Consider the following 19396-nt stretch of genomic DNA (forward strand, 5'->3'; position numbering starts at 1 on the left):
GTAGGTGAGCTCGCCTTTTTCAATCTGCTCGACCAGTGACAGTTTAAAAGTCAACGAGTAATCGCGCTGTGTCCGTTTCACACCTTGTCCCATCGGGTTCTCCATTTATTGAGGCGAAAGGTGTAAACCATATTCAGGACGGGACATAGCAGATAAAAAAAGCCCGCGCAGTGCGCGGGCTTGTTATCTCAGGACTGGTTATCAGGCCTTGGATTTCTTCTTGCCTTCAACCTTGGCTTCAACCGGGGCAGCAGTTACCGGAGCGGCTTCGGTGAACGGACGACCGTAGTAGGAGTCCAGCAGAACCTGCTTCAGCTCGCTGATCAGCGGGTAGCGCGGGTTGGCGCCGGTGCACTGGTCATCGAAGGCTTCGATAGCCAGCTGGTCAACCTTGGCCAGGAAGTCAGCTTCAGTCACGCCAGCTTCGCGGATAGAGGCTGGGATACCCAGGGTAGCCTTCAGCTCGTCCAGCCAGGTCAGCAGCTTCTCGATCTTGGCAGCGGTGCGGTCACCGGCAGCAGTCAGACCCAGGTGGTCAGCGACTTCGGCGTAACGACGACGAGCCTGCGGGCGGTCGTACTGGGAGAACGCAGTCTGCTTGGTCGGGTTGTCGTTCGCGTTGTAGCGGATGACGTTGCTGATCAGCAGGGCGTTAGCCAGACCGTGCGGAATGTGGAACTCGGCACCCAGTTTGTGAGCCATGGAGTGGCACACACCCAGGAAGGCGTTGGCGAACGCGATACCGGCGATGGTGGCAGCATTGTGCACCTTCTCACGAGCGATCGGGTCGTTGGCACCGTTCTGGTAGCTGGACGGCAGGTACTCTTTCAGCATTTTCAGGGCTTGCAGCGCCTGGCCGTCGGAGTACTCGTTAGCCAGTACGGAAACATAGGCTTCCATGGCGTGAGTCACGGCATCGATACCACCGAAGGCACACAGGGACTTCGGCATGCCCATGACCAGGTTGGCATCAACGATGGCCATGTTCGGGGTCAGCTCGTAGTCAGCCAGCGGATACTTCTGACCAGACACTTCATCGGTTACTACCGCAAACGGAGTGACTTCAGAGCCGGTACCGGAAGTGGTGGTGATACAGACCAGTTCGGCCTTCACGCCCATTTTCGGGAACTTGTAGATACGCTTGCGGATATCCATAAAGCGCATGGCCAGATCTTCGAACGCGGTGTTCGGGTGCTCGTACATCACCCACATGATCTTGGCTGCATCCATCGGTGAACCACCGCCCAGCGCCAGGATAACGTCCGGTTTGAAGGAGTTGGCCATCTCGGCACCCTTGCGAACCACAGCCAGGGTCGGGTCAGCTTCTACTTCGTAGAACACTTCCACTTCCATATTCTGTGCTTTCAGCAGGCTGACCAGTTCATCGGCGTAGCCGTTGTTGAACAGGAAGCGGTCAGTTACGACCATGGCACGCTTTTTACCTTCCAGGTCGCTCAGAGCGATCGGCAGGGAACCACGACGGAAGTAGATGGATTTCGGAAGTTTGTGCCACAGCATGTTTTCTGCCCGTTTTGCGACTGTCTTCTTGTTGATCAGGTGCTTCGGACCCACGTTTTCGGAGATGGAGTTACCGCTCCAGGAGCCGCAACCCAGGGTCAGGGACGGAGCCATTGCGAAGTTGTACAGGTCACCGATACCGCCTTGGGTAGACGGAGTGTTGATCAGGATACGCGCGGTCTTCATCTTGTCGCCGAAGTACTTGATGCGGTCAGCGTTGCGGTCCTGGTCGGTGTACAGACCTGAGGTGTGGCCGATACCACCGATGTTGACCATGTCACAGGCCATATCAACGGCGTTTTCGAAGCTGCTTGCACGGAACATACCGAGCAGCGGAGACAATTTCTCGTGAGCAAACTCATCTTCTGCACACAGCTTGACGCCTTCACCGATCAGGATCTTGGTATCAGCCGGCACAGTCACGCCTGCCATTTCGGCAATCTTGGTGGCTGGCTGGCCAACGATGTTGGCGTTCAGTGCACCGTTGATCAAGATGACTTTACGTACCTTGTCAGCATCTTCTTTGGAGAGCACGTGGCCTTTGTGGGATGCAAAGCGCTCTTTAACCTGGTCGTAGATGGCATCAACAACGATGACTGCCTGCTCGGAAGCACAGACCACGCCGTTATCGAAAGTCTTGGACATCAGGATGGAGGCAACGGCACGCTTCACGTCGGCGGTTTCGTCGATAACGATAGGTACGTTACCGGCACCCACACCGATAGCTGGCTTACCGGAGGAGTAGGCTGCTTTCACCATGCCCGGGCCACCGGTGGCCAGGATCAGGTTGATGTCTTCGTGCTTCATCAGGGCGTTGGAGAGCTCAACAGACGGTTGGTCGATCCAGCCGATGATGTCTTTCGGTGCACCAGCGGCAACAGCTGCATCCAGTACCAGCTTGGCAGCGGTATTGGTGGAGTTCTTGGCGCGGGGGTGCGGGGAGAAGATGATGGCGTTGCGGGTCTTGAGCGCGATCATGGATTTGAAGATCGCAGTGGAGGTCGGGTTGGTGGTCGGAACGATACCACAGATGATACCTACCGGCTCGGCGATGGTGATGGTACCCATCTGATCATCTTCGCTCAGAATGCCGCAGGTCTTCTCGTCTTTGTACTTGTTGTAGATGTATTCGGAGGCGAAGTGGTTCTTGATAACCTTGTCTTCGATGATACCCATACCGGATTCTTCCACGGCCATCTGGGCCAGGGGGATACGGGCGTTGTTGGCGGCCAGGGCGGCGGCACGGAAGATCTTGTCTACCTGCTCTTGAGAGAAGCTGGCGAATTCACGCTGGGCTTCCTTAACGCGGGCGACCAGTGCATCCAGTTCAGCCAAATTGGTTACTGCCATGTTTATCTCCTGATTATTTGAAAACTGTTTAGTAAGACGTTGGCAATGCCCGGCAATTATAGTCGCCCTGTCAAGACGGTATCGTTGCAACAGCTTTTTCACATGCCTTACTAAATCGCTTTCTGAGTCGATTATAGAGCGGGGCTGACTCAGAAAAACTTGATCTGGATCATGTGTAACAAAAGAACAAAAGAAATTTTATTTCACAATCCTTGTTTGACTGATGTTATCGGAATGTGCATCAAAGGGAAAGGTGAGAGACTTGTTAATGCAGTGCAATAAACCACATTTATCAAGTGGTTAATTGCACTCAGCCATAGTGTTACAGAGCTATTTTGGCGGTATAGGTTAGCAAATATGAGTGAATTGGTTTCAAAATCACCGACAAACGCACTTTATTCCAGCGTTTGTTGCAAAAATGATTGTTGTTTTAATCCATGACTAATCCGCTTTATTCCCCAAGGGGGCCATTTCTGCCCCCTTTCCCGGTTTTTGCATTGTGGCTCTCTTGCCGAGTCAGTGAAGTGATGTCTGGCCTGAAATAGTGGGAAGGCAAAGCCTAGATTCTTTCGAGTCGCTTAGTCATTCGGTCAGTCATCGTCGGACTCTCTGGTCATGATTAAGCAGGCTTGCGCTCACTTTTCTGGCGCGTGTCGGGCGGTAGAAAGGGCTTTTGGCATCGGTTTATGCCAGTTAGCGCGGATGCATTAGATGAACTAACTAAAAAACCCTCAAAATGGTGAGATTATTTGATTGGTACCCACTCTGGCTATGATGTAAATTTACGCACGAAATTAATGGACTGGCCCGCTGGGCCCGAAACTCTATTGGAAGGCGCCTATGGCAGCAATTGACGTCTCGTTGTATCTGAAGTTTTTTGTCGGTTTGTTCGCAATTATCAACCCGCTTGGTTTGTTGCCGGTGTTTGTCAGCCTGACCAGCCACCATACCCAGGCCGAGCGGATGAAAACCAATACCACCGCCAATATCGCGGTGATGGTGATCCTGTTGGTCTCCATGTATATGGGGCAGCTGATCCTCGATGGGTTTGGTATCTCGCTGGCATCGTTCCGTATTGCCGGTGGGTCGCTGATTACCCTGATTGCCTGGTCGATGCTGCAGGGCAAGCTGGGCGAGGTGAAGCACAACAAACAGGAAAAGGGCGAACTGGCGGTGCGCGAGTCTATCGCCGTGGTACCGCTGGCGCTGCCGCTGATGGCGGGCCCAGGTGCCATCTCCTCGGTGATTGTCTATGCCAGCCAGAGCCACTGGCAGCAGCTGCTCGGCATGTCAGTGGTTGTCGTGGTCTTCTCCTTCTGCTCCTGGCTCATCTTCCGCGCCGCGCCGCTGCTGTTCAAGATCATGGGCAACACCGGCATCAACGTGGTGACCCGTATCATGGGTCTTATCATGATGTCGCTGGGTATCGAGATCATGGTGGCCGGTATCAAGGGGGTTTTCCCCAGCCTGATGTGAGCCAGCTCCGCTTTATGAAAGCCGGTCCTCGTGACCGGCTTTTTATTGGTTGCTTTTTGCTCGGTCTTTTCTAGAATCGGTCGTTTGTGTGAAAAATGAGCGCTTTGCTGGTGTTTTAATACTGAAAAAGCGCATGCTAGCTGATTTTTTGACCAGAAAATGACGATTACCCTGACAATATCTGTTGCATTATCGGAATTGGCAGGGAATTATGCTGGGAGCGGGTTTTAACCCCGTCACTTTAAAAAATGCATGGAATGTTCTTGTTGGAGTAGGGAAATGACTCATAAAAAAACAATGATTAACACATTGCTGGTGGCTGCACTGTTTGGTGGCGTCAATGTGGCTCAGGCTGCCGATGTTCCGGCGGGAACCAAGCTGGCTGAAGTCCAGCAACTGGTAAAAGGCAACGGCTCCGAGCCTGCGACCCTTGACCCGCACAAGACCGAAGGAACGGTCGAATCCAATATCCTGCGCGACCTGTTCGAAGGTCTCGTTGCATCCGGCCCGAAAGGGGAAATTCTCCCGGCTGTGGCTGAATCCTGGGAAACCAAGGATAACAAGCACTACGTCTTCCACCTGCGCAAAGATGCCAAGTGGTCCAACGGTGACCCGGTCACTGCCCACGATTTCGTTTTTGCTTTCCAGCGTGCCGTTGATCCGAAAACCGCCTCTCCTTACTCCTGGTATCTGGAGATCCCGACTATTGCCAATGCCTCCGAGATCATCGCAGGTAAAAAGCCGGCTGATACGTTGGGCGTGAAGGCGACCGACGACTACACCTTCGAAGTGCAGCTCGAGAAGGCGATCCCTTACTTCGTCAGCATGCTCTCCCACACCACCACCTATCCGGTACCGAAGAAGGTGATCGAGAAGTTTGGTGACAAGTGGACCCAGCCGGAGAATATGGTATCCAACGGTGCCTATACCCTGAAGAACTGGGTGGTGAACGAGCGCGTCGAAGTGGAGCGCAACAAGCACTACTGGAACGATGGCAAGACCGTCATCAACAAGGTGGTCTATCTGCCCATCCAGTCTACCAACGCTGACCTGAGCCGCTATCTGGCGGGCGAAGTGGACATCACCTATCAGATGCCCATCGAGCGCTTCAAGCAGATGAAGAAAGAGAAGCCGGACGAGCTGAAAGTGACCGGTTATGTTGGTACTTACTACTACCAGTACAACGTCAAGAAGAAGCCGTTTGACGATGTGCGCGTCCGTACTGCGCTCTCCTATGCCATCGATCGCGACGTGATTGCCGACAAGGTGATGGGGCAGGGTCAGACGCCCGGTTACACCCTGGTGCCGGACTTCGTCGATGGCTTCAAGCCGGTCGCGCCCGAGTGGTCGAAGATGACCCAGGCCGAGCGTGATGCCAAGGCCAAGGCGCTGCTGCAAGAGGCCGGTTTCGATGCCAGCAAGCCGCTGAAGTTCGAGCTGCTCTACAACACCGACGACAACCACAAGAAAGTGGCTGTGGCCGTGGCCTCCATGTGGAAGAAGCTGGGCGTGCAGGTGAGCCTGGTCAACCAGGAGTGGAAAACTTACCTGGAAACCAAGAAACAGGGTCAGTTTGACGTAGGTCGTGCCGGCTGGATCGCTGACTACAACGAAGCCTCCTCCATGCTGGATCTGATGCAGACCACCCACGGCAACAACGACGGCAAGTACTCCAATCCGGAGTTCGACAAGCTGATGGATTCGTCCCGTGATCAGGTTGATGTGGCGGCCCGTAACAAGCTCTACGTCCAGGCTGAAGAGATCCTGGCCAAGGACATGCCGATCGCCCCCATCTACCAGTACGTGACTGCCCGTATGGTCAAACCCTATGTAGGCGGCTATCCGGCCAACCCGCTGGATAACCTCTACAGCAAAGATATGTACATCATTGCTCACTGATTTAAAGCAACAAGTCGCATAACAAGCAGGGCCCGCCGGACGGCGGGCCTTTATTACAACCGCGACCATTTGGAAGCAGTACAGGACAGGAAATGTCTATGTTGAAATTCATTTTTAAACGGCTATTGGAAGCGATCCCGACTCTGCTGGTCTTGATCACCGTCTCTTTCTTCATGATGCGTTTCGCCCCCGGTAACCCCTTTACCAGCGAGCGTTCACTGCCCCCCGAAGTCATCGCCAACATTGAGGCCAAATACGGGCTCGACAAACCCATTGGCATGCAATATCTCACCTACCTGGGCAACCTGGTGCAGGGTGATTTGGGCCCCTCTTTCAAATACAAGGATTTCACCGTCAATGATCTGGTGAGCCAGGCGCTGCCTGTTTCCGCCAAGATCGGGACCACGGCCTTCTTCTTCGCCGTGCTGCTGGGGGTCACTTTCGGCACCATAGCGGCACTGAAACAGAACACCATCATCGACTATCTGCTGATGTCGTCGGCCATGGCCGGGGTGGTGATCCCGGGCTTTGTGCTGGCGCCCTTGCTGGTGCTGTTTTTCAGTATTCATCTGGGTTGGTTCCCTGCCGGTGGCTGGCAGGGTGGTGGCATCCAGTTTATGGTGCTGCCGGTGTTCGGCATGATGATGTACTACATCTCCGCCATCTCGCGGATCATGCGGGGCAGTATGATCGAGACCATGAACTCCAACTTCATCCGTACCGCCCGTGCCAAGGGCTTGCCGCTGCGCCATATCATCCTGAAACACGCGCTGCGTCCGGCTATGCTGCCGGTGGTCTCCTATCTGGGCCCGGCTTTTGTCGGCATCATCACAGGTTCCGTGGTGATCGAGACCATCTTCGGCCTGCCGGGAATCGGTCAGCTGTTCGTCAACGGTGCCCTTAACCGTGATTACTCCATGGTGCTCGGTCTGACCATTCTGGTCGGCGCCCTCACCATCACCTTTAACGCTGTGGTCGATATTCTCTACGCCTTTATCGATCCCAAGATCCGTTACTAATTCGGGAGTTCATCATGGTTGTTTCAACTGAAAAACGCGATGCCGTTGAGGCGTTCGCGCAAAAAGTGGAAGTGGTGGAGGGGCGCTCCCTGTGGAAGGATGCCCGTCGCCGTTTCCTGCGCAACAAGGCGGCCCTGACCAGCCTGATCATTCTGACCATCATCGGTCTGGCGGTCATCTTTGGCCCCCATTTGTCCCAATACACCTTTGACGATCCGGACTGGGGCGCCATGCAGTCGCCGCCGGATATGGAAGCGGGTCACTACTTCGGAACCGACAGTCTGGGGCGCGATCTGTTCGTGCGCACCCTGCTGGGCGGTCGCATCTCCCTGATGGTCGGCATCATGGGCGCCATGGTGGCGGTCATCATCGGTACTTTGTATGGCGCGGCCTCCGGCTTTATCGGCGGGCGGGTCGACAGCCTGATGATGCGGGTACTGGAGATCCTCAACGCCTTCCCCTTCATGTTCTTCGTCATCATGCTGGTCACCTTCTTTGGCCGCAATCTGGCGCTCATCTTTATCGCCATCGGGGCGGTGAGCTGGCTCGACATGGCGCGTATCGTGCGGGGCCAGACTCTCAGCCTCAAGAGCAAGGAGTTTATCGAGGCAGCCCACGTCTGTGGCGTCTCCAAGTGGAAGATCATCACCCGTCACATCGTACCGAACGTACTCGGTATCGTGGCCGTCTACGCCACCTTGCTGGTGCCGGGGATGATCATGTTTGAATCCTTCCTGAGTTTCCTGGGCCTTGGGGTTCAGGAACCGATGACCAGCTGGGGTGCCCTGCTGGATGAAGGCTCCAAGTCGATGGAAGTGGCCATCTGGCAACTGCTGTTCCCCGCCTGCTTTATGGTGGTGACCCTGTTTTGCTTCAACTTCCTCGGGGATGGTCTGCGTGACGCCCTCGATCCGAAAGATCGTTAATCGAGCATCGGATCGACAGGAAAGCATCACGAAAGATCGATAAGGAGTTTTTATATGAAGTTACTGGATGTGAAAGATCTGCGGGTCGAGTTCAAGACCCCGGACGGTAATGTGGTGGCGGTCAACGACCTCAACTTTTCTCTCTCTGCGGGTGAAACCCTGGGGATCGTCGGCGAGTCCGGCTCCGGCAAATCCCAGACGGCCTTTGCCATCATGGGGCTGCTGGCCAAAAACGGCATTATTACCGGTTCCGCCAAGTTTCAGGGGGAGGAGATCCTCAACCTGCCGGAGTCCAAGCTCAACAAGATCCGCTCCGAGAAGATCGCCATGATCTTCCAGGACCCCATGACCTCGCTCAACCCCTACATGAAGGTGCAGGATCAGCTGATGGAAGTGCTGATGCTGCACAAAGGGGTGAGCAAGGCGGAAGCGTTCGAAGAGTCGGTACGGATGCTCGATGCGGTGAAGATCCCCGAAGCACGCAAGCGGATGGGCATGTATCCCCACGAGTTCTCCGGCGGCATGCGTCAGCGGGTGATGATCGCCATGGCACTGCTCTGCCGGCCGCAACTGCTGATCGCCGACGAACCGACCACCGCACTCGACGTGACCGTACAGGCCCAGATCATGACTCTGATGAACGAGCTCAAGCGCGAGTTCAACACCGCCATCATCATGATTACCCATGACCTTGGCGTGGTCGCCGGTATCTGCAACAAGGTGCTGGTGATGTATGCCGGTCGTACCATGGAGTACGGCAAGGTAGACGATATCTTCTATCGCCCGAGCCACCCCTACACCGAAGGTTTGCTGCGCGCCATTCCCCGCCTCGATACCGAAGGGGAAGTGCTGCCCACCATCCCGGGCAATCCGCCCAACCTGCTGCGTCTGCCCACCGGCTGCCCCTTCCAGGAGCGTTGCCACCGGGTCAGCGAGATTTGCGGCCAGCAGTCACCGATCCTGACTCCGTTCAACGATGGTCGGGAGCGTGCTTGTCACTGGGTTTCGGATGCCATGAACAAGGGGGCCAACTAAATGGGTGCCGACAAAAAATTGCTGTTGGAAGTGTCTGACCTCAAGGTCCACTTCAGTATCAAGAGTGGCAAGGCGTGGCCCTGGGCCAAGCCGTCTGACCTCAAGGCGGTCGATGGGGTGACCTTGCGTCTCTATGAGGGTGAAACCCTCGGTGTGGTGGGGGAGTCCGGCTGCGGCAAATCGACCTTTGCCCGCGCCATCATCGGTCTGGTACCGGCCACCGATGGCAAGGTGGTGTGGCTGGGTGATGATCTCACCAAGCTCGATCAGAATGCCCTGCGCGAGAAGCGCAAAGAGATCCAGATGATCTTCCAGGACCCGCTGGCTTCTCTGAACCCGCGCATGACCATCGGCGACATCATCGCCGAGCCGCTCATCACCTTCTATCCCAACCTGCCACGGGAAGAGGTGAAGGAGAAGGTACGCGCCATGATGAGCAAAGTGGGGCTCTTGCCCAACTTGGTCAACCGCTATCCGCACGAGTTCTCCGGCGGCCAGTGCCAGCGGATCGGGATTGCCCGGGCGCTGATCCTCGAGCCCAAGATGATCATCTGCGATGAGCCGGTGTCAGCGCTTGATGTCTCTATCCAGGCACAGGTGGTCAACCTGCTCAAATCCCTGCAAAAGGAGATGGGGCTGTCGCTTATCTTCATCGCCCACGACCTGTCGGTGGTCAAACATATCTCCGACCGGGTGCTGGTGATGTATCTGGGCAACGCCGTTGAGCTGGGGACCCGCAAGGAGATCTTCGCCAATCCGCTGCACCCCTACACCAAGGCGCTGATGTCAGCGGTGCCGATCCCGGACCCTGAGCTGGAGCGCAACAAGGTGATCCAGATCCTGGAGGGGGATTTGCCCTCACCGATGAATCCGCCGTCCGGTTGCGTCTTCCGCACCCGCTGCCCGGTGGCTGGCCCCGAGTGCGCCAAGACCCGCCCTGTGCTGGAGGGGAACTTCGATCATGCGGTCTCCTGCCTCAAGGTCGATCCGCTCTGATGGGGATGTGTTGAACATGTTTGCGGGGCTCCTTGATGGGGCTCCAATTTATTTTTGACGGCAGTGAAGATGCCTCTTGGCGTTATCTTTTCCCGCTGTTAATATCCGCCGCACAAGGGGAGTAACTTCTCGCCGGTTTGTCGTCATTACGGTGCACCCATATCCTGCAGTGCACCCGGCAGCCGGGCAGTCGATGAAAATCAGCTGTAAGTGAGACCTTGCCGAGAGGCAAGGTGTATCTGCTCCAAACGCAAACCCACGCCTCTCGGTCGTGGGTTTTGTCGTTTTTGGGAGAAGTGAAAATGGGTGAATGGTGGATGTGGACCGGTTTCTTCAGCATAGTGCTGGTCCTGTTATGGATAGACATACGCTTTGTCGGTGGCGGCAAGTCACACAAGGTGTCCCTCAAAGAGGCGGGTGTCTGGTCCCTCATCTGGGTCAGCGTGGCCCTGCTCTTCAACCTGGCCATCTGGCTCTGGCTGGATCACAGCGCTGGCCGTGAGATTGCCAACCAGAAGGGGTTGGAGTTCCTCACCGGCTACCTCATCGAGAAAGCGCTGGCAGTGGACAACGTCTTCGTCTGGCTGATGCTGTTCGGCTACTTTGCCATTCCAGCCGAGCTACAGCGCCGGGTGCTGCTGTACGGGGTACTGGGTGCCATCGTGATGCGTGCCGGTATGGTGTTCGCGGGCAGCTGGCTCATCGAGCAGTTCCACTGGATCCTCTATCTGTTTGGCGCTTTCCTGCTGCTGACCGGTGCCAAGATGCTGTGGGCGGCCGACAAGGAGCCGGATCTCGCCAACAACCCGTTGCTGGGCTGGATGCGCCGTCGTTTCAAGGTGACCGAGACCCTGGAAGGGGAGAAGTTCTTTGTCTGGCGTGACGGTGTGCGCTATGCCACTCCGCTGCTGCTCATTCTGGTGCTGGTGGAGGTGAGCGACCTCATCTTCGCGGTGGACAGTATCCCGGCCATCTTCGCGGTGACCACGGATCCCTTTATCGTGCTGACCTCCAACATCTTCGCCATCATGGGTCTGCGTGCCATGTACTTCCTGCTGGCCGGTGTGGCTGATCGCTTCGCCCTGCTCAAATACGGTCTGGCGCTGATCCTGATGTTTATCGGGGTCAAGATGCTGCTGCTGGATATCTTCAAGATCCCGACCGGCATAGCACTGGGCGTAGTCGCGTTGATCCTGCTGGCATCCATGGGGCTGAGTCTGTTTGTGACCCGTAAAAAGGCCGCTTGAGCGCGGCAGACAATGAAGCAATAACAACAAGGGCTCCCGCGGGAGCCCTTTTTCATATCGTGTTATCAGCGTTTGATCTTCTTGGGGTTGGTGTAGCCCCAGATGGTGTACATGTCCGCCAGCAGGGCGCCGTTGTATTCCTCCAGATCCGCCTGTTTCACTTCGGCTTCACCCTGACGGCCAAACAGCACCACCTCGTCGCCGGGTTTCACCCCTTGCAGATCAGTCACATCCACCATGATGGTGTTCATGGAAGTCTTGCCGACCACCGGCACCTTCTGACCCTGGATCAGCACATAGGCCTTGTTGCTCAGGGAGCAGCGATAGCCATCGGAGTAGCCCAGCGGCAGGTTGGCGAGCCAGGAGTCACGCTTGAGAGTAAAGGTGCGGTCATAACCGACGGTGTTGCCCGCTGCATAGTGGTTGACCGAGGCGACCTGGGTCTTGAATGCCATCACCCGCTTGTATTCGGTGTGGGAGGGGATGGAGTCACCGTAGAGCAGGCCACCCGGGCGCACCATGTCGAAGTAGGCGTCCGGCACGGCCAGAGTGGCGAAGGAGTTGGCGGCGTGGATGGTGATCTTGCTGCGATCCAGTTTGCCCGCTTCCAGCAGCCACTGGGAGTCCAGTTTAAACTGGGCCAGTCCCATCTTGACGTCCTCTTTCTCCTCCACCGGGAAGTGGGTCATGATGCCGACCGGGGTGATCCCCTTTAGCTTGAGCATGGCCAGCGCATCCTGCTTGGCATCGGCCAGACGCAGGTCGATGCCGTTGCGGCTCATGCCGGCGGAGTTGAGTGCAATATGCACCGGAATGGTGGTGTGGTGGCGCTGTGCGATATCGGCTATACCCTGGGCACTGACCAGACTGCCGATCAGCTCCTCCATCTTGTAGGGCAGGGCCTGCTCTACTTCATCCGGGGTGGCAGCACGCACCCGCATCAGACGGCCGGTAAAGCCCTTCTCGCGGGCGACGCGCGCCTCTTCGTTGCTGGCGATGCCGATGCAGGGGATATTGGCCTTGACCACGGAGGGGACCAGCAGGTCGATGCCATGACCATAAGCGTCGGCCTTCATGATGGCGCAGATCTGCGGGCCCTTGTCGCCGAGGCGATCCTTGAGGGTCTGGATATTGTGTTCAAAGGCGCCCAGATCCACTTCCAACCAGGCGTTGCTGGCGGTTTGCTCCTGGCCGTTGCGATGATCCGTCGCAAGGGGCAGATAGGGAGCCGCAACGGCTTGGCCCGCGAGCAGGCCGAAGATCAGGGTAGCCAGCAGAGTTTTCTTGTGCATGGTGATTCCTTTTTGTTGTTCGCGTTGGATAGTTTGGGCGGGGTCGGCCACATTGGTGGTGGTTTAACCACAACTTGTTGTTATTATTATGATCTTTGTCACTCTCAACAGGCGCTGACTGGTTGGGAGTCTACCGCAACACGGGTTCGGCCGACACTCGTCAGGGGAAGAAAATGGTCAATCTTGAGTTACGTTTGCCACCACCGCTGATCTTCCTGCTCTGTGCCGGGGCCATGTGGTGGCTAAGAGGGGAGAGCCAGCCCGGCATCTGGGCAATGACGCTGATGGCTGTGCTGGTCGTGGCGGGGGCCATCATGGGCTTTGGGGCACTGCAACGATTTCGTCACCACCAGACCACGGTCAGCCCCACCAAACCTCAGCACACCAGTCGTCTGGTGACCTGTGGCGTCTATCGTGTCAGTCGCAATCCCATGTATCTGGGGCTGCTCTGCTGGCTGGCCGCCTGGGGCTGTTATCTGGGTGGAAGTTGGGTCTGGGTTGGGCCAATCGTGCTGGTTGCCTGGCTGACCCGCTTTCAGATCATGCCGGAGGAGCGGCTGCTGCGCGCCCGTTTCGGCGACGAGTATGTGGCATATTGCCAGCGCGTTCGCCGTTGGTGCTGACTTGCTGTGATCTGCGTGAGCTGAGGGATAAGTCGGGTCAGCTGTGCTGGATAAAGAGAACCCCGGGCTGGCCCGGGGTTCTCGAGGGGCTGGTTAGAAAAAATCGCCCTTCTCGTCCTTGGTGGGTTCGAGGCTCCAGCCGGTGGCATCGCTGCTGCTGGCAATCTGTCCCTTCTCCTTCCACAGCTTGATCTTGAGGCGCAGGTTGTTGGCCGAGTCGGCGTTTTTCACCGCCTCTTCTTCCTCAATTACCCCTTCCACCACCAGATCAAACAGGGCACTGTCGAAGGTGACCATGCCGAGGGCTTTGGACTTTTCCATCACCTCTTTGAGGCCGCCAAATTCGCCGCGCTTGATCATGTCGCGGATGGTGTGGGTGCCAAGCATGATCTCCACTGCGGCCCGGCGGCCGCCATCGGTGGTTTTCACCAGCCGCTGGGAGACAAAGGCCTTGAGGTTGTTGCCCAGATCGTTGAGCAGTTGCGGACGACGCTCCTCGGGGAAGAAGTTGATGATGCGATCCAGCGCCTGGTTGGCGTTGTTGGCGTGCAGGGTGGAGATGGCAAGGTGACCGGTTTCGGAGAAGGCCAGCGCATGTTCCATGGTCTCGCGATCGCGGATCTCGCCGATAAGAATGACATCCGGTGCCTGACGCAGGGTGTTTTTCAGTGCAGCGTGGAAGCTGCGGGTATCTACGCCAACCTCCCGCTGATTGATGATACTCTTGCGGTGGCGATGAACGAACTCCACCGGATCCTCGATGGTAATGATGTGCCCGCCGCTGTTGCGGTTGCGGTGGTCGATAAGCGCCGCCAGCGAAGTGGATTTACCCGAGCCGGTACCGCCGACAAACAGCACCAGGCCACGTTTCTCCATGATGGTGTCGAGCAGCACAGGCGGGAGTTTGAGATCTTCAAAGCGGGGGATGTCGGTCTTGATGTTGCGGGCCACCAGAGAGACTTCGTTGCGCTGCTTGAAGATGTTGACCCGAAAGCGGCCGATCTGGGGCAGGGAGATGGCGAGGTTCATCTCCAGATCCTTCTCGAACTGCTGCTTCTGCTCGCCATCCATGATCTCGGCGGCGATCCGCGCCACTTCCCCCGGCTCCAGCGGCGTTTCGTTGAGGGGGCGCAGGCCGCCGTTAAACTTGGCGCAGGGGGGCGCGCCGGTCGACAGATAGAGGTCTGAGCCATCCTGCTTGGCCAGGATCTGTAACATGTCTCGCAATTCCATTTTTTTGCCTCGTCGATCAATGAGATGCCATGAGCTGGATGATATTGAGTGTACAGCCTCAGGCGCCGGTCAGTTTCTCGCGAAAGACAAAAAAGACCGCACCGAGAATGCAGAGCCCTGCCCAGAGATAGTCCCATTTCAGATCTTCCTTGAGATAGAAGATAGAGAAGGGGACGAATACGGTGAGTGTGATCACTTCTTGCAGGATTTTAAGTTGGCCCACGCTCATCACCGTATGGCCGATGCGGTTGGCGGGCACTTGCAGCAGGTATTCGAACAGGGCGATACCCCAGCTCACCAGGGCGGCAATGATCCAGGGTTTATGGTTCATGCTCTTGAGGTGAGCGTACCAGGCGAAGGTCATAAAGACGTTGCTGCAGAGCAGCAGACCGATACTGGTGAAAATCGGGTTCATAGGGTTCTCCTTGAAAATCCGGCGCATTTTATCCCTGAACCACGGGTTTTCATACGTGGTGCGGGAGGGTATTTTTAACCAACAGGATAAGCCGTGCGAGGTATGCGACGGGATGGGCAAGTTATGCGGGATAGTGTTGTTACTGTTATTTGCCATGCCGGTGCGTGCGGCCCCGACGCTGACGGTGGCCACCGATCTGTGGCCGCCATTTCGCATCCTGCAAGCGGATGGCCGGTTGCAGGGGCTCGACATGGACATCCTGCGCCGGTTGCAACAGGCGAGCGGCATTGAGTTGCAGGTACGGCGGATGCCGTGGGGCAGGGCGCTCAAGCAGATGCAGACCGGTCAGGTCGATCTGATGATTGGCCTCGCCTATACCGCCGAGCGGGCACAGTTTATCGACTATCTGCAGCCTGCCTACTACCAGTGCTGGCCCGCGTTTTATGGTCAGCCGGTCAATGTGGCCCGGATCCACCAATACCGCGATCTGCAGGGGGTGAAGGTGGGCTATGTGCTCAACTCCGCCTACTTTGAGCCCTTCAACAGTGACAGCCGCCTCGACAAGCACGGAGTACCCACCGAAGATCAGCTGCTGCGCATGGTGCAGCGCGGTCACCTGCCGCTGATGATTGGCACCGACTGTCAGGTGGACTATGCCCTGAGTCAGGGAAATGCCAGCCGGATAGGCAAGGCGGACTACCGCCCCGCCACGCCGGTGACCCTCTATCTGGGGATGAGCAAGCACTCACCTCACCAGTCGCTGCGCCAGCCCTTGCTGGTGGCGCTGCAAAATCTGGTGGCCAGCGGCGAGATAAGCGTGATGGCAAAGCGTTACCAGCCTTGACCTTGGGTGGCAAGCCACTGTTATCATGCCCTTTTCCTGCTTCTCCCCCGGCGCTGCGACAGGGGGAGAAGCCTTGTTATTCGGGGATCATCCTTGTACCTCTCCCTTATCGCCCGCCAGCAGCGCTGGCAGCGGCGCTGGCTCTGTGGCCTGACGCTGCTGACCTTGCTGCTGTTTCTCTTCTCCCTCGTCTGGGGCGAGTTTGTGCTGCTGCCCTGGCAGCCCCTTGGCGATCTCGAACAGCGCATCTTGCTGGAGCTGCGTCTGCCGCGTGCCTTGCTGGCCCTATTGGCTGGCGCCGCCCTTGCCTGTGGCGGCGCCGTATTGCAGGTGATGCTGCACAATCCGGTGGCGGAGCCCGGGCTGCTTGGTGTCTCGAGCGGAGCAGGACTGGCTGCCATGGTGGCGATGGCGGTGGCCAAGTCCCTCGGCCTCTATCTGCCCGGCTGGGGGCTGTCGCTGGCGGCCTTTGGTGGCGCCCTGCTGGTGACCATGCTGCTCATTCGGCTGGCTCGCCGGGCGCGTCTCGGTCATGCTCGCTTGCTGTTGTTTGGCGTCGCCATCGGTATTCTTACCAATGCCGCCATGACCTGGTTGATGTACTTTGCCGACGACGGCTCCTTGCGTGAATTCATGTTCTGGATGATGGGGAGCCTCTCTTACGGCAGCCAGCAGTTCGGCTGGTGGTGGCTGGTGCTGCCGCTCACCCTGGGCTGGCTCTGTTGGCAGGGCAAGGCGCTGCAACAGTTGTTGTTGGGGGAGACTCAGGCCCGCCTGATGGGGATGGATGTCGACAAGATGCGGGGGCGGCTGGTGCTGGCGGTCTGTCTGCTGACCGGTGTGGCGGTGTCGTTGTGTGGTGTCATCGGTTTTGTCGGGTTGGTGGTGCCCCATCTGCTGCGGCTCTGCGGTGGCAGCGATCAGCGCTTCCTGCTGCCCGCCTCGGCGCTCGGCGGCGGGGCCCTGCTGCTGGCGGCCGATCTGGTTGCTCGATCCACCCTGAGCGCGGGGGAGTTGCCTATCGGCGTCATCACCGCCTCGGTGGGGGCGCCGCTCTTTATCTACCTGCTATTGAGGCAAACTGCCGATGGTGCTGCATGATTTGGTCGGGGCGCGCAGTCTCCTTATTTACCCGTTGTTGAGGCAAGATGCCGATGTCACCCGCTGATCCCATGCCGGTTTCTTCTCGTGCTGCTGCGCCGCTGCTGGAGGCGCGCGCACTCGCCATTGCCGGACGGCTCTCTCCCCTGGATATCCGCTGGCATGGCGGCCAGTTGGTGGCGCTGCTTGGCCCCAATGGCAGTGGCAAGTCGACCCTGCTCGGTGCGTTGGCGGGGATTTTGCCAGCCGAGGGCACAGTGCTGCTGGGGGGGGAAGTGCTTGCTGACCTGAGTTGGCCCGAGCTTGCCAAACGGCGCGCCATGCTGCCCCAGCGTCAGCCCCAGCTGTTTCATATTCCGGTGTTTCAGGTGTTGAGCCTGGGGTTCGATGAGATGGTTGCACCCGCCAGACAGAACGAGGCGATAAATGCATTGTGCGAGGCATTGGAGCTGGAAGCTTTGCTGGCTCGTGACTTCAGCCGGTTGTCGGGGGGCGAGCAGCAGCGGGTGCTGATTGCCCGCACCCTGCTGCAGGTGTGGCCGAGCCTCAATCCGACCGGCAAGGTGCTGCTGCTGGATGAACCGCTGGCGGGGCTCGACCTGCATCACCAGCTGGCGCTATTGCGGTTGCTGAAAACCCTGGCCGGGCAGGGCTTGCTGGTGGTGCTCGCCATCCACGATATCAATCTGGCCATCGACTGGGCCGACCGCATTCTCTGCCTGCAAGGGGGCGCGGTGGTGCGCGAAGGGGGTGTCGAGCTGGTGGATGAGGCGCTACTGGCGCAGGTATTCCAGATCCGCACCGACCGCATCGAAGCGGCAGGGCGCGTGTGGTTTATGCCCAGTTTGTGAGAAACAAGAAAGGCCCTTGGCGTCAGCCGAGGGCCTTTTTGAAGAATACGACTCGCTCCGTTTCGGCAAAGCCGAGTTGTTGGTGCATCTGCTGCGAGTCAAGATTGTCGATGGCGGCATCGGAGGCCAGTTCCCGGCAACCCAGCTCGCGGCCCCACTGCGCCACCTGAGCGATCAAGGCTTGGGCCACCCCACGCTGGCGCGAGGCCTGTTGCACATAGACCCCTTCCAGATAGATCACAGGGCTGCTGTTGCAGCCATTCACGTAATCGTGGCGCAGGGCTGCATCGGCAAAGCCTACCGCCTGACTCTGCTCATCCAGCGCCAGAAAGGCGTTGAGATGTGCATTGGCCAACATCTCAACCCCTTCCTGCAGGTGGGCCGAAAGTGCGTGGTGCGGCCACAGCTGCTGGCGCAGGGTTGCCCACTGCGCCAGCAGCGTCTCGTCGAGGGGGACTATCTGCCAGCCGATATTTGTCATCGGGGCTCAGGCTTGCCGCTTGGCAAGGCGTACCAGTGCAGCCTCTGCCAGCATCGCCAGTAGGGTTTCGGTGTCGCTCCATGATAGGCAGGCATCTGTGATGCTCTGGCCAAAGGTGGCGGCGCAGCCGTTCTCCACATCCTGACGCCCTTCCACCAGGAAGCTTTCGGCCATGATGCCGGCGATGCCGGTACGGCCGCGGCGCAGCTGATCGCAGATATCTTGCGCCACCAGCAGCTGACGGCGGTGATCCTTCATGCTGTTGCCGTGGCTGAAATCGACCACCAGACGCTCCGGCAGGCCCACATCGGCCAACGCTTCACAGGCTTCATCGACACTGGCGGTGTCGTAGTTGGGTCGGTGGCCGCCACGCAGGATCACATGACCAAAGGGGTTACCGGCGGTGCGGTAGATGGTCATCTTGCCGTCTTTGTCCGGCGAATAGAAGATGTGGCTGTGGCGGGCGGCGCGTACCGCATCGATGGCGATGCGGGTATTGCCGTCGGTGCCGTTCTTGAAGCCGACCGGGCAGGAGAGGGCCGAAGCCATCTCGCGGTGTACCTGGGATTCGGTGGTGCGAGCGCCGATAGCGCCCCAGGTGATGAGGTCGGCAATATACTGGCCGGTCACCATATCGAGGAATTCGGTGGCGGTGGGCATGCCGATCTCGTTGATGTCGACCAGCAGTTTGCGCGCCAGTTTCAGCCCTTCGTTGACGTCGAAGCTGCCATCGAGGCGCGGATCGTTGATGAGCCCTTTCCAGCCGACGATGGTGCGCGGCTTCTCGAAGTAGGTGCGCATCACGATGCAGAGGCTCTCTTTATACTGCTCGCGCAGGGCGTTGAGGCGCTGGGCATACTCGCGAGCAGCAGCGGGATCATGGATAGAGCAGGGGCCGACAATGACCAGCAGGCGCTGATCGTCTCCGGCCAGAATGGCTTCCACTTCGCGACGGGCATCCAGCAGATTCTGGGCAATGGTATCGGTGATCGGAAACGCGTGTGCAAGCTCGCTCGGAGTGATCAGTGACTCCAGGCGACGGGTGCGCAATTCATCTGTGTGAATGGACATACAACTCAAGTCTCGAGTG

The 19396-nt window shown here is 57.8% G+C and carries 17 protein-coding genes; 11 read left to right on the plus strand and 6 right to left on the minus strand.

Going from position 1 to position 19396, the window contains the following annotated elements; all coding sequences use genetic code 11:
• Positions 1–201: 201 nt before the first annotated feature.
• Positions 202–2868, minus strand: a complete 2667-nt coding sequence (adhE, locus tag ACB040_RS19085) for a bifunctional acetaldehyde-CoA/alcohol dehydrogenase (RefSeq protein WP_019446648.1) — start codon at positions 2866–2868, stop codon at positions 202–204.
• An 840-nt stretch (positions 2869–3708) separates the two neighbouring features.
• On the opposite strand from adhE, the gene ACB040_RS19090 reads away from it, so the two are divergent.
• The 7 genes from ACB040_RS19090 to ACB040_RS19120 all read left to right on the plus strand — a co-directional run bounded on the left by ACB040_RS19090 (position 3709) and on the right by ACB040_RS19120 (position 11466).
• Complete coding sequence (locus ACB040_RS19090; RefSeq protein ID WP_005337678.1) at positions 3709–4344, plus strand: YchE family NAAT transporter; 636 nt, start codon at positions 3709–3711, stop codon at positions 4342–4344.
• A 279-nt stretch (positions 4345–4623) separates the two neighbouring features.
• Positions 4624–6243 (plus strand): ABC transporter substrate-binding protein, encoded by a 1620-nt coding sequence (locus ACB040_RS19095; protein ID WP_005337675.1) that lies wholly within the window; start codon positions 4624–4626, stop codon positions 6241–6243.
• Positions 6244–6341: 98 nt separating this feature from the next.
• Positions 6342–7262 carry an oligopeptide ABC transporter permease OppB gene (gene oppB, locus ACB040_RS19100; protein ID WP_005337672.1) on the plus strand — a complete coding sequence of 307 codons (921 nt, stop codon included), beginning with the start codon at positions 6342–6344 and terminating at the stop codon, positions 7260–7262.
• Positions 7263–7276: 14 nt separating this feature from the next.
• Positions 7277–8188 (plus strand): oligopeptide ABC transporter permease OppC, encoded by a 912-nt coding sequence (gene oppC / locus ACB040_RS19105; protein WP_005337670.1) that lies wholly within the window; start codon positions 7277–7279, stop codon positions 8186–8188.
• A 54-nt stretch (positions 8189–8242) separates the two neighbouring features.
• Positions 8243–9223, plus strand: a complete 981-nt coding sequence (locus ACB040_RS19110; protein ID WP_005337668.1) for an ABC transporter ATP-binding protein — start codon at positions 8243–8245, stop codon at positions 9221–9223.
• Entirely contained in the window at positions 9224–10219 is a 996-nt protein-coding gene (oppF, locus tag ACB040_RS19115) for a murein tripeptide/oligopeptide ABC transporter ATP binding protein OppF (RefSeq protein ID WP_005337666.1), read from the plus strand. It abuts the gene before it with no gap.
• 302 nt (positions 10220–10521) lie between these two features.
• On the plus strand, positions 10522–11466 hold the full coding sequence (locus tag ACB040_RS19120; protein ID WP_005337664.1) for a TerC family protein: 945 nt from the start codon (positions 10522–10524) through the stop codon (positions 11464–11466).
• Between the two features lie 65 nt (positions 11467–11531).
• On the opposite strand, the gene alr is transcribed toward ACB040_RS19120, so the two are convergent.
• Entirely contained in the window at positions 11532–12758 is a 1227-nt protein-coding gene (gene alr / locus ACB040_RS19125; protein ID WP_371156091.1) for an alanine racemase, read from the minus strand.
• A gap of 173 nt (positions 12759–12931) precedes the next feature.
• Between alr and ACB040_RS19130 the strand changes: the two genes are divergently transcribed.
• Entirely contained in the window at positions 12932–13381 is a 450-nt protein-coding gene (locus tag ACB040_RS19130) for an isoprenylcysteine carboxylmethyltransferase family protein (RefSeq protein ID WP_107682327.1), read from the plus strand.
• A 93-nt stretch (positions 13382–13474) separates the two neighbouring features.
• On the opposite strand, the gene tapW is transcribed toward ACB040_RS19130, so the two are convergent.
• Positions 13475–14614 (minus strand): type IVa pilus ATPase TapW, encoded by a 1140-nt coding sequence (gene tapW / locus ACB040_RS19135; protein WP_005361600.1) that lies wholly within the window; start codon positions 14612–14614, stop codon positions 13475–13477.
• Between the two features lie 58 nt (positions 14615–14672).
• A complete protein-coding gene (locus ACB040_RS19140; RefSeq protein WP_005337656.1) occupies positions 14673–15029 on the minus strand; it encodes a DMT family protein in 357 nt (118 codons plus the stop codon).
• A gap of 112 nt (positions 15030–15141) precedes the next feature.
• Between ACB040_RS19140 and ACB040_RS19145 the strand changes: the two genes are divergently transcribed.
• The 3 genes from ACB040_RS19145 to ACB040_RS19155 all read left to right on the plus strand — a co-directional run bounded on the left by ACB040_RS19145 (position 15142) and on the right by ACB040_RS19155 (position 17825).
• Positions 15142–15873, plus strand: coding sequence for an ABC transporter substrate-binding protein (locus ACB040_RS19145; protein ID WP_021230624.1), 732 nt, complete (start codon positions 15142–15144; stop codon positions 15871–15873).
• A 93-nt stretch (positions 15874–15966) separates the two neighbouring features.
• Positions 15967–16974, plus strand: coding sequence for a vitamin B12 ABC transporter permease BtuC (btuC, locus tag ACB040_RS19150; protein ID WP_371156094.1), 1008 nt, complete (start codon positions 15967–15969; stop codon positions 16972–16974).
• Between the two features lie 53 nt (positions 16975–17027).
• Entirely contained in the window at positions 17028–17825 is a 798-nt protein-coding gene (locus tag ACB040_RS19155; protein WP_338775004.1) for an ATP-binding cassette domain-containing protein, read from the plus strand.
• Positions 17826–17847: 22 nt separating this feature from the next.
• Here ACB040_RS19155 and aac(6') read toward each other — a convergent pair whose 3' ends face one another.
• Entirely contained in the window at positions 17848–18306 is a 459-nt protein-coding gene (gene aac(6') / locus ACB040_RS19160; RefSeq protein ID WP_338771784.1) for an aminoglycoside 6'-N-acetyltransferase, read from the minus strand.
• A gap of 6 nt (positions 18307–18312) precedes the next feature.
• Positions 18313–19377: a 3-deoxy-7-phosphoheptulonate synthase gene (locus ACB040_RS19165; protein ID WP_005353109.1), complete on the minus strand. Its 1065-nt coding sequence runs from the start codon at positions 19375–19377 to the stop codon at positions 18313–18315.
• Between the last annotated feature and the right edge of the window lie 19 nt (positions 19378–19396).

Source organism: Aeromonas sp. S11(2024), from assembly GCF_041402345.1.
In the GTDB taxonomy this organism is placed as follows: Bacteria; Pseudomonadota; Gammaproteobacteria; order Enterobacterales; family Aeromonadaceae; genus Aeromonas; species Aeromonas veronii.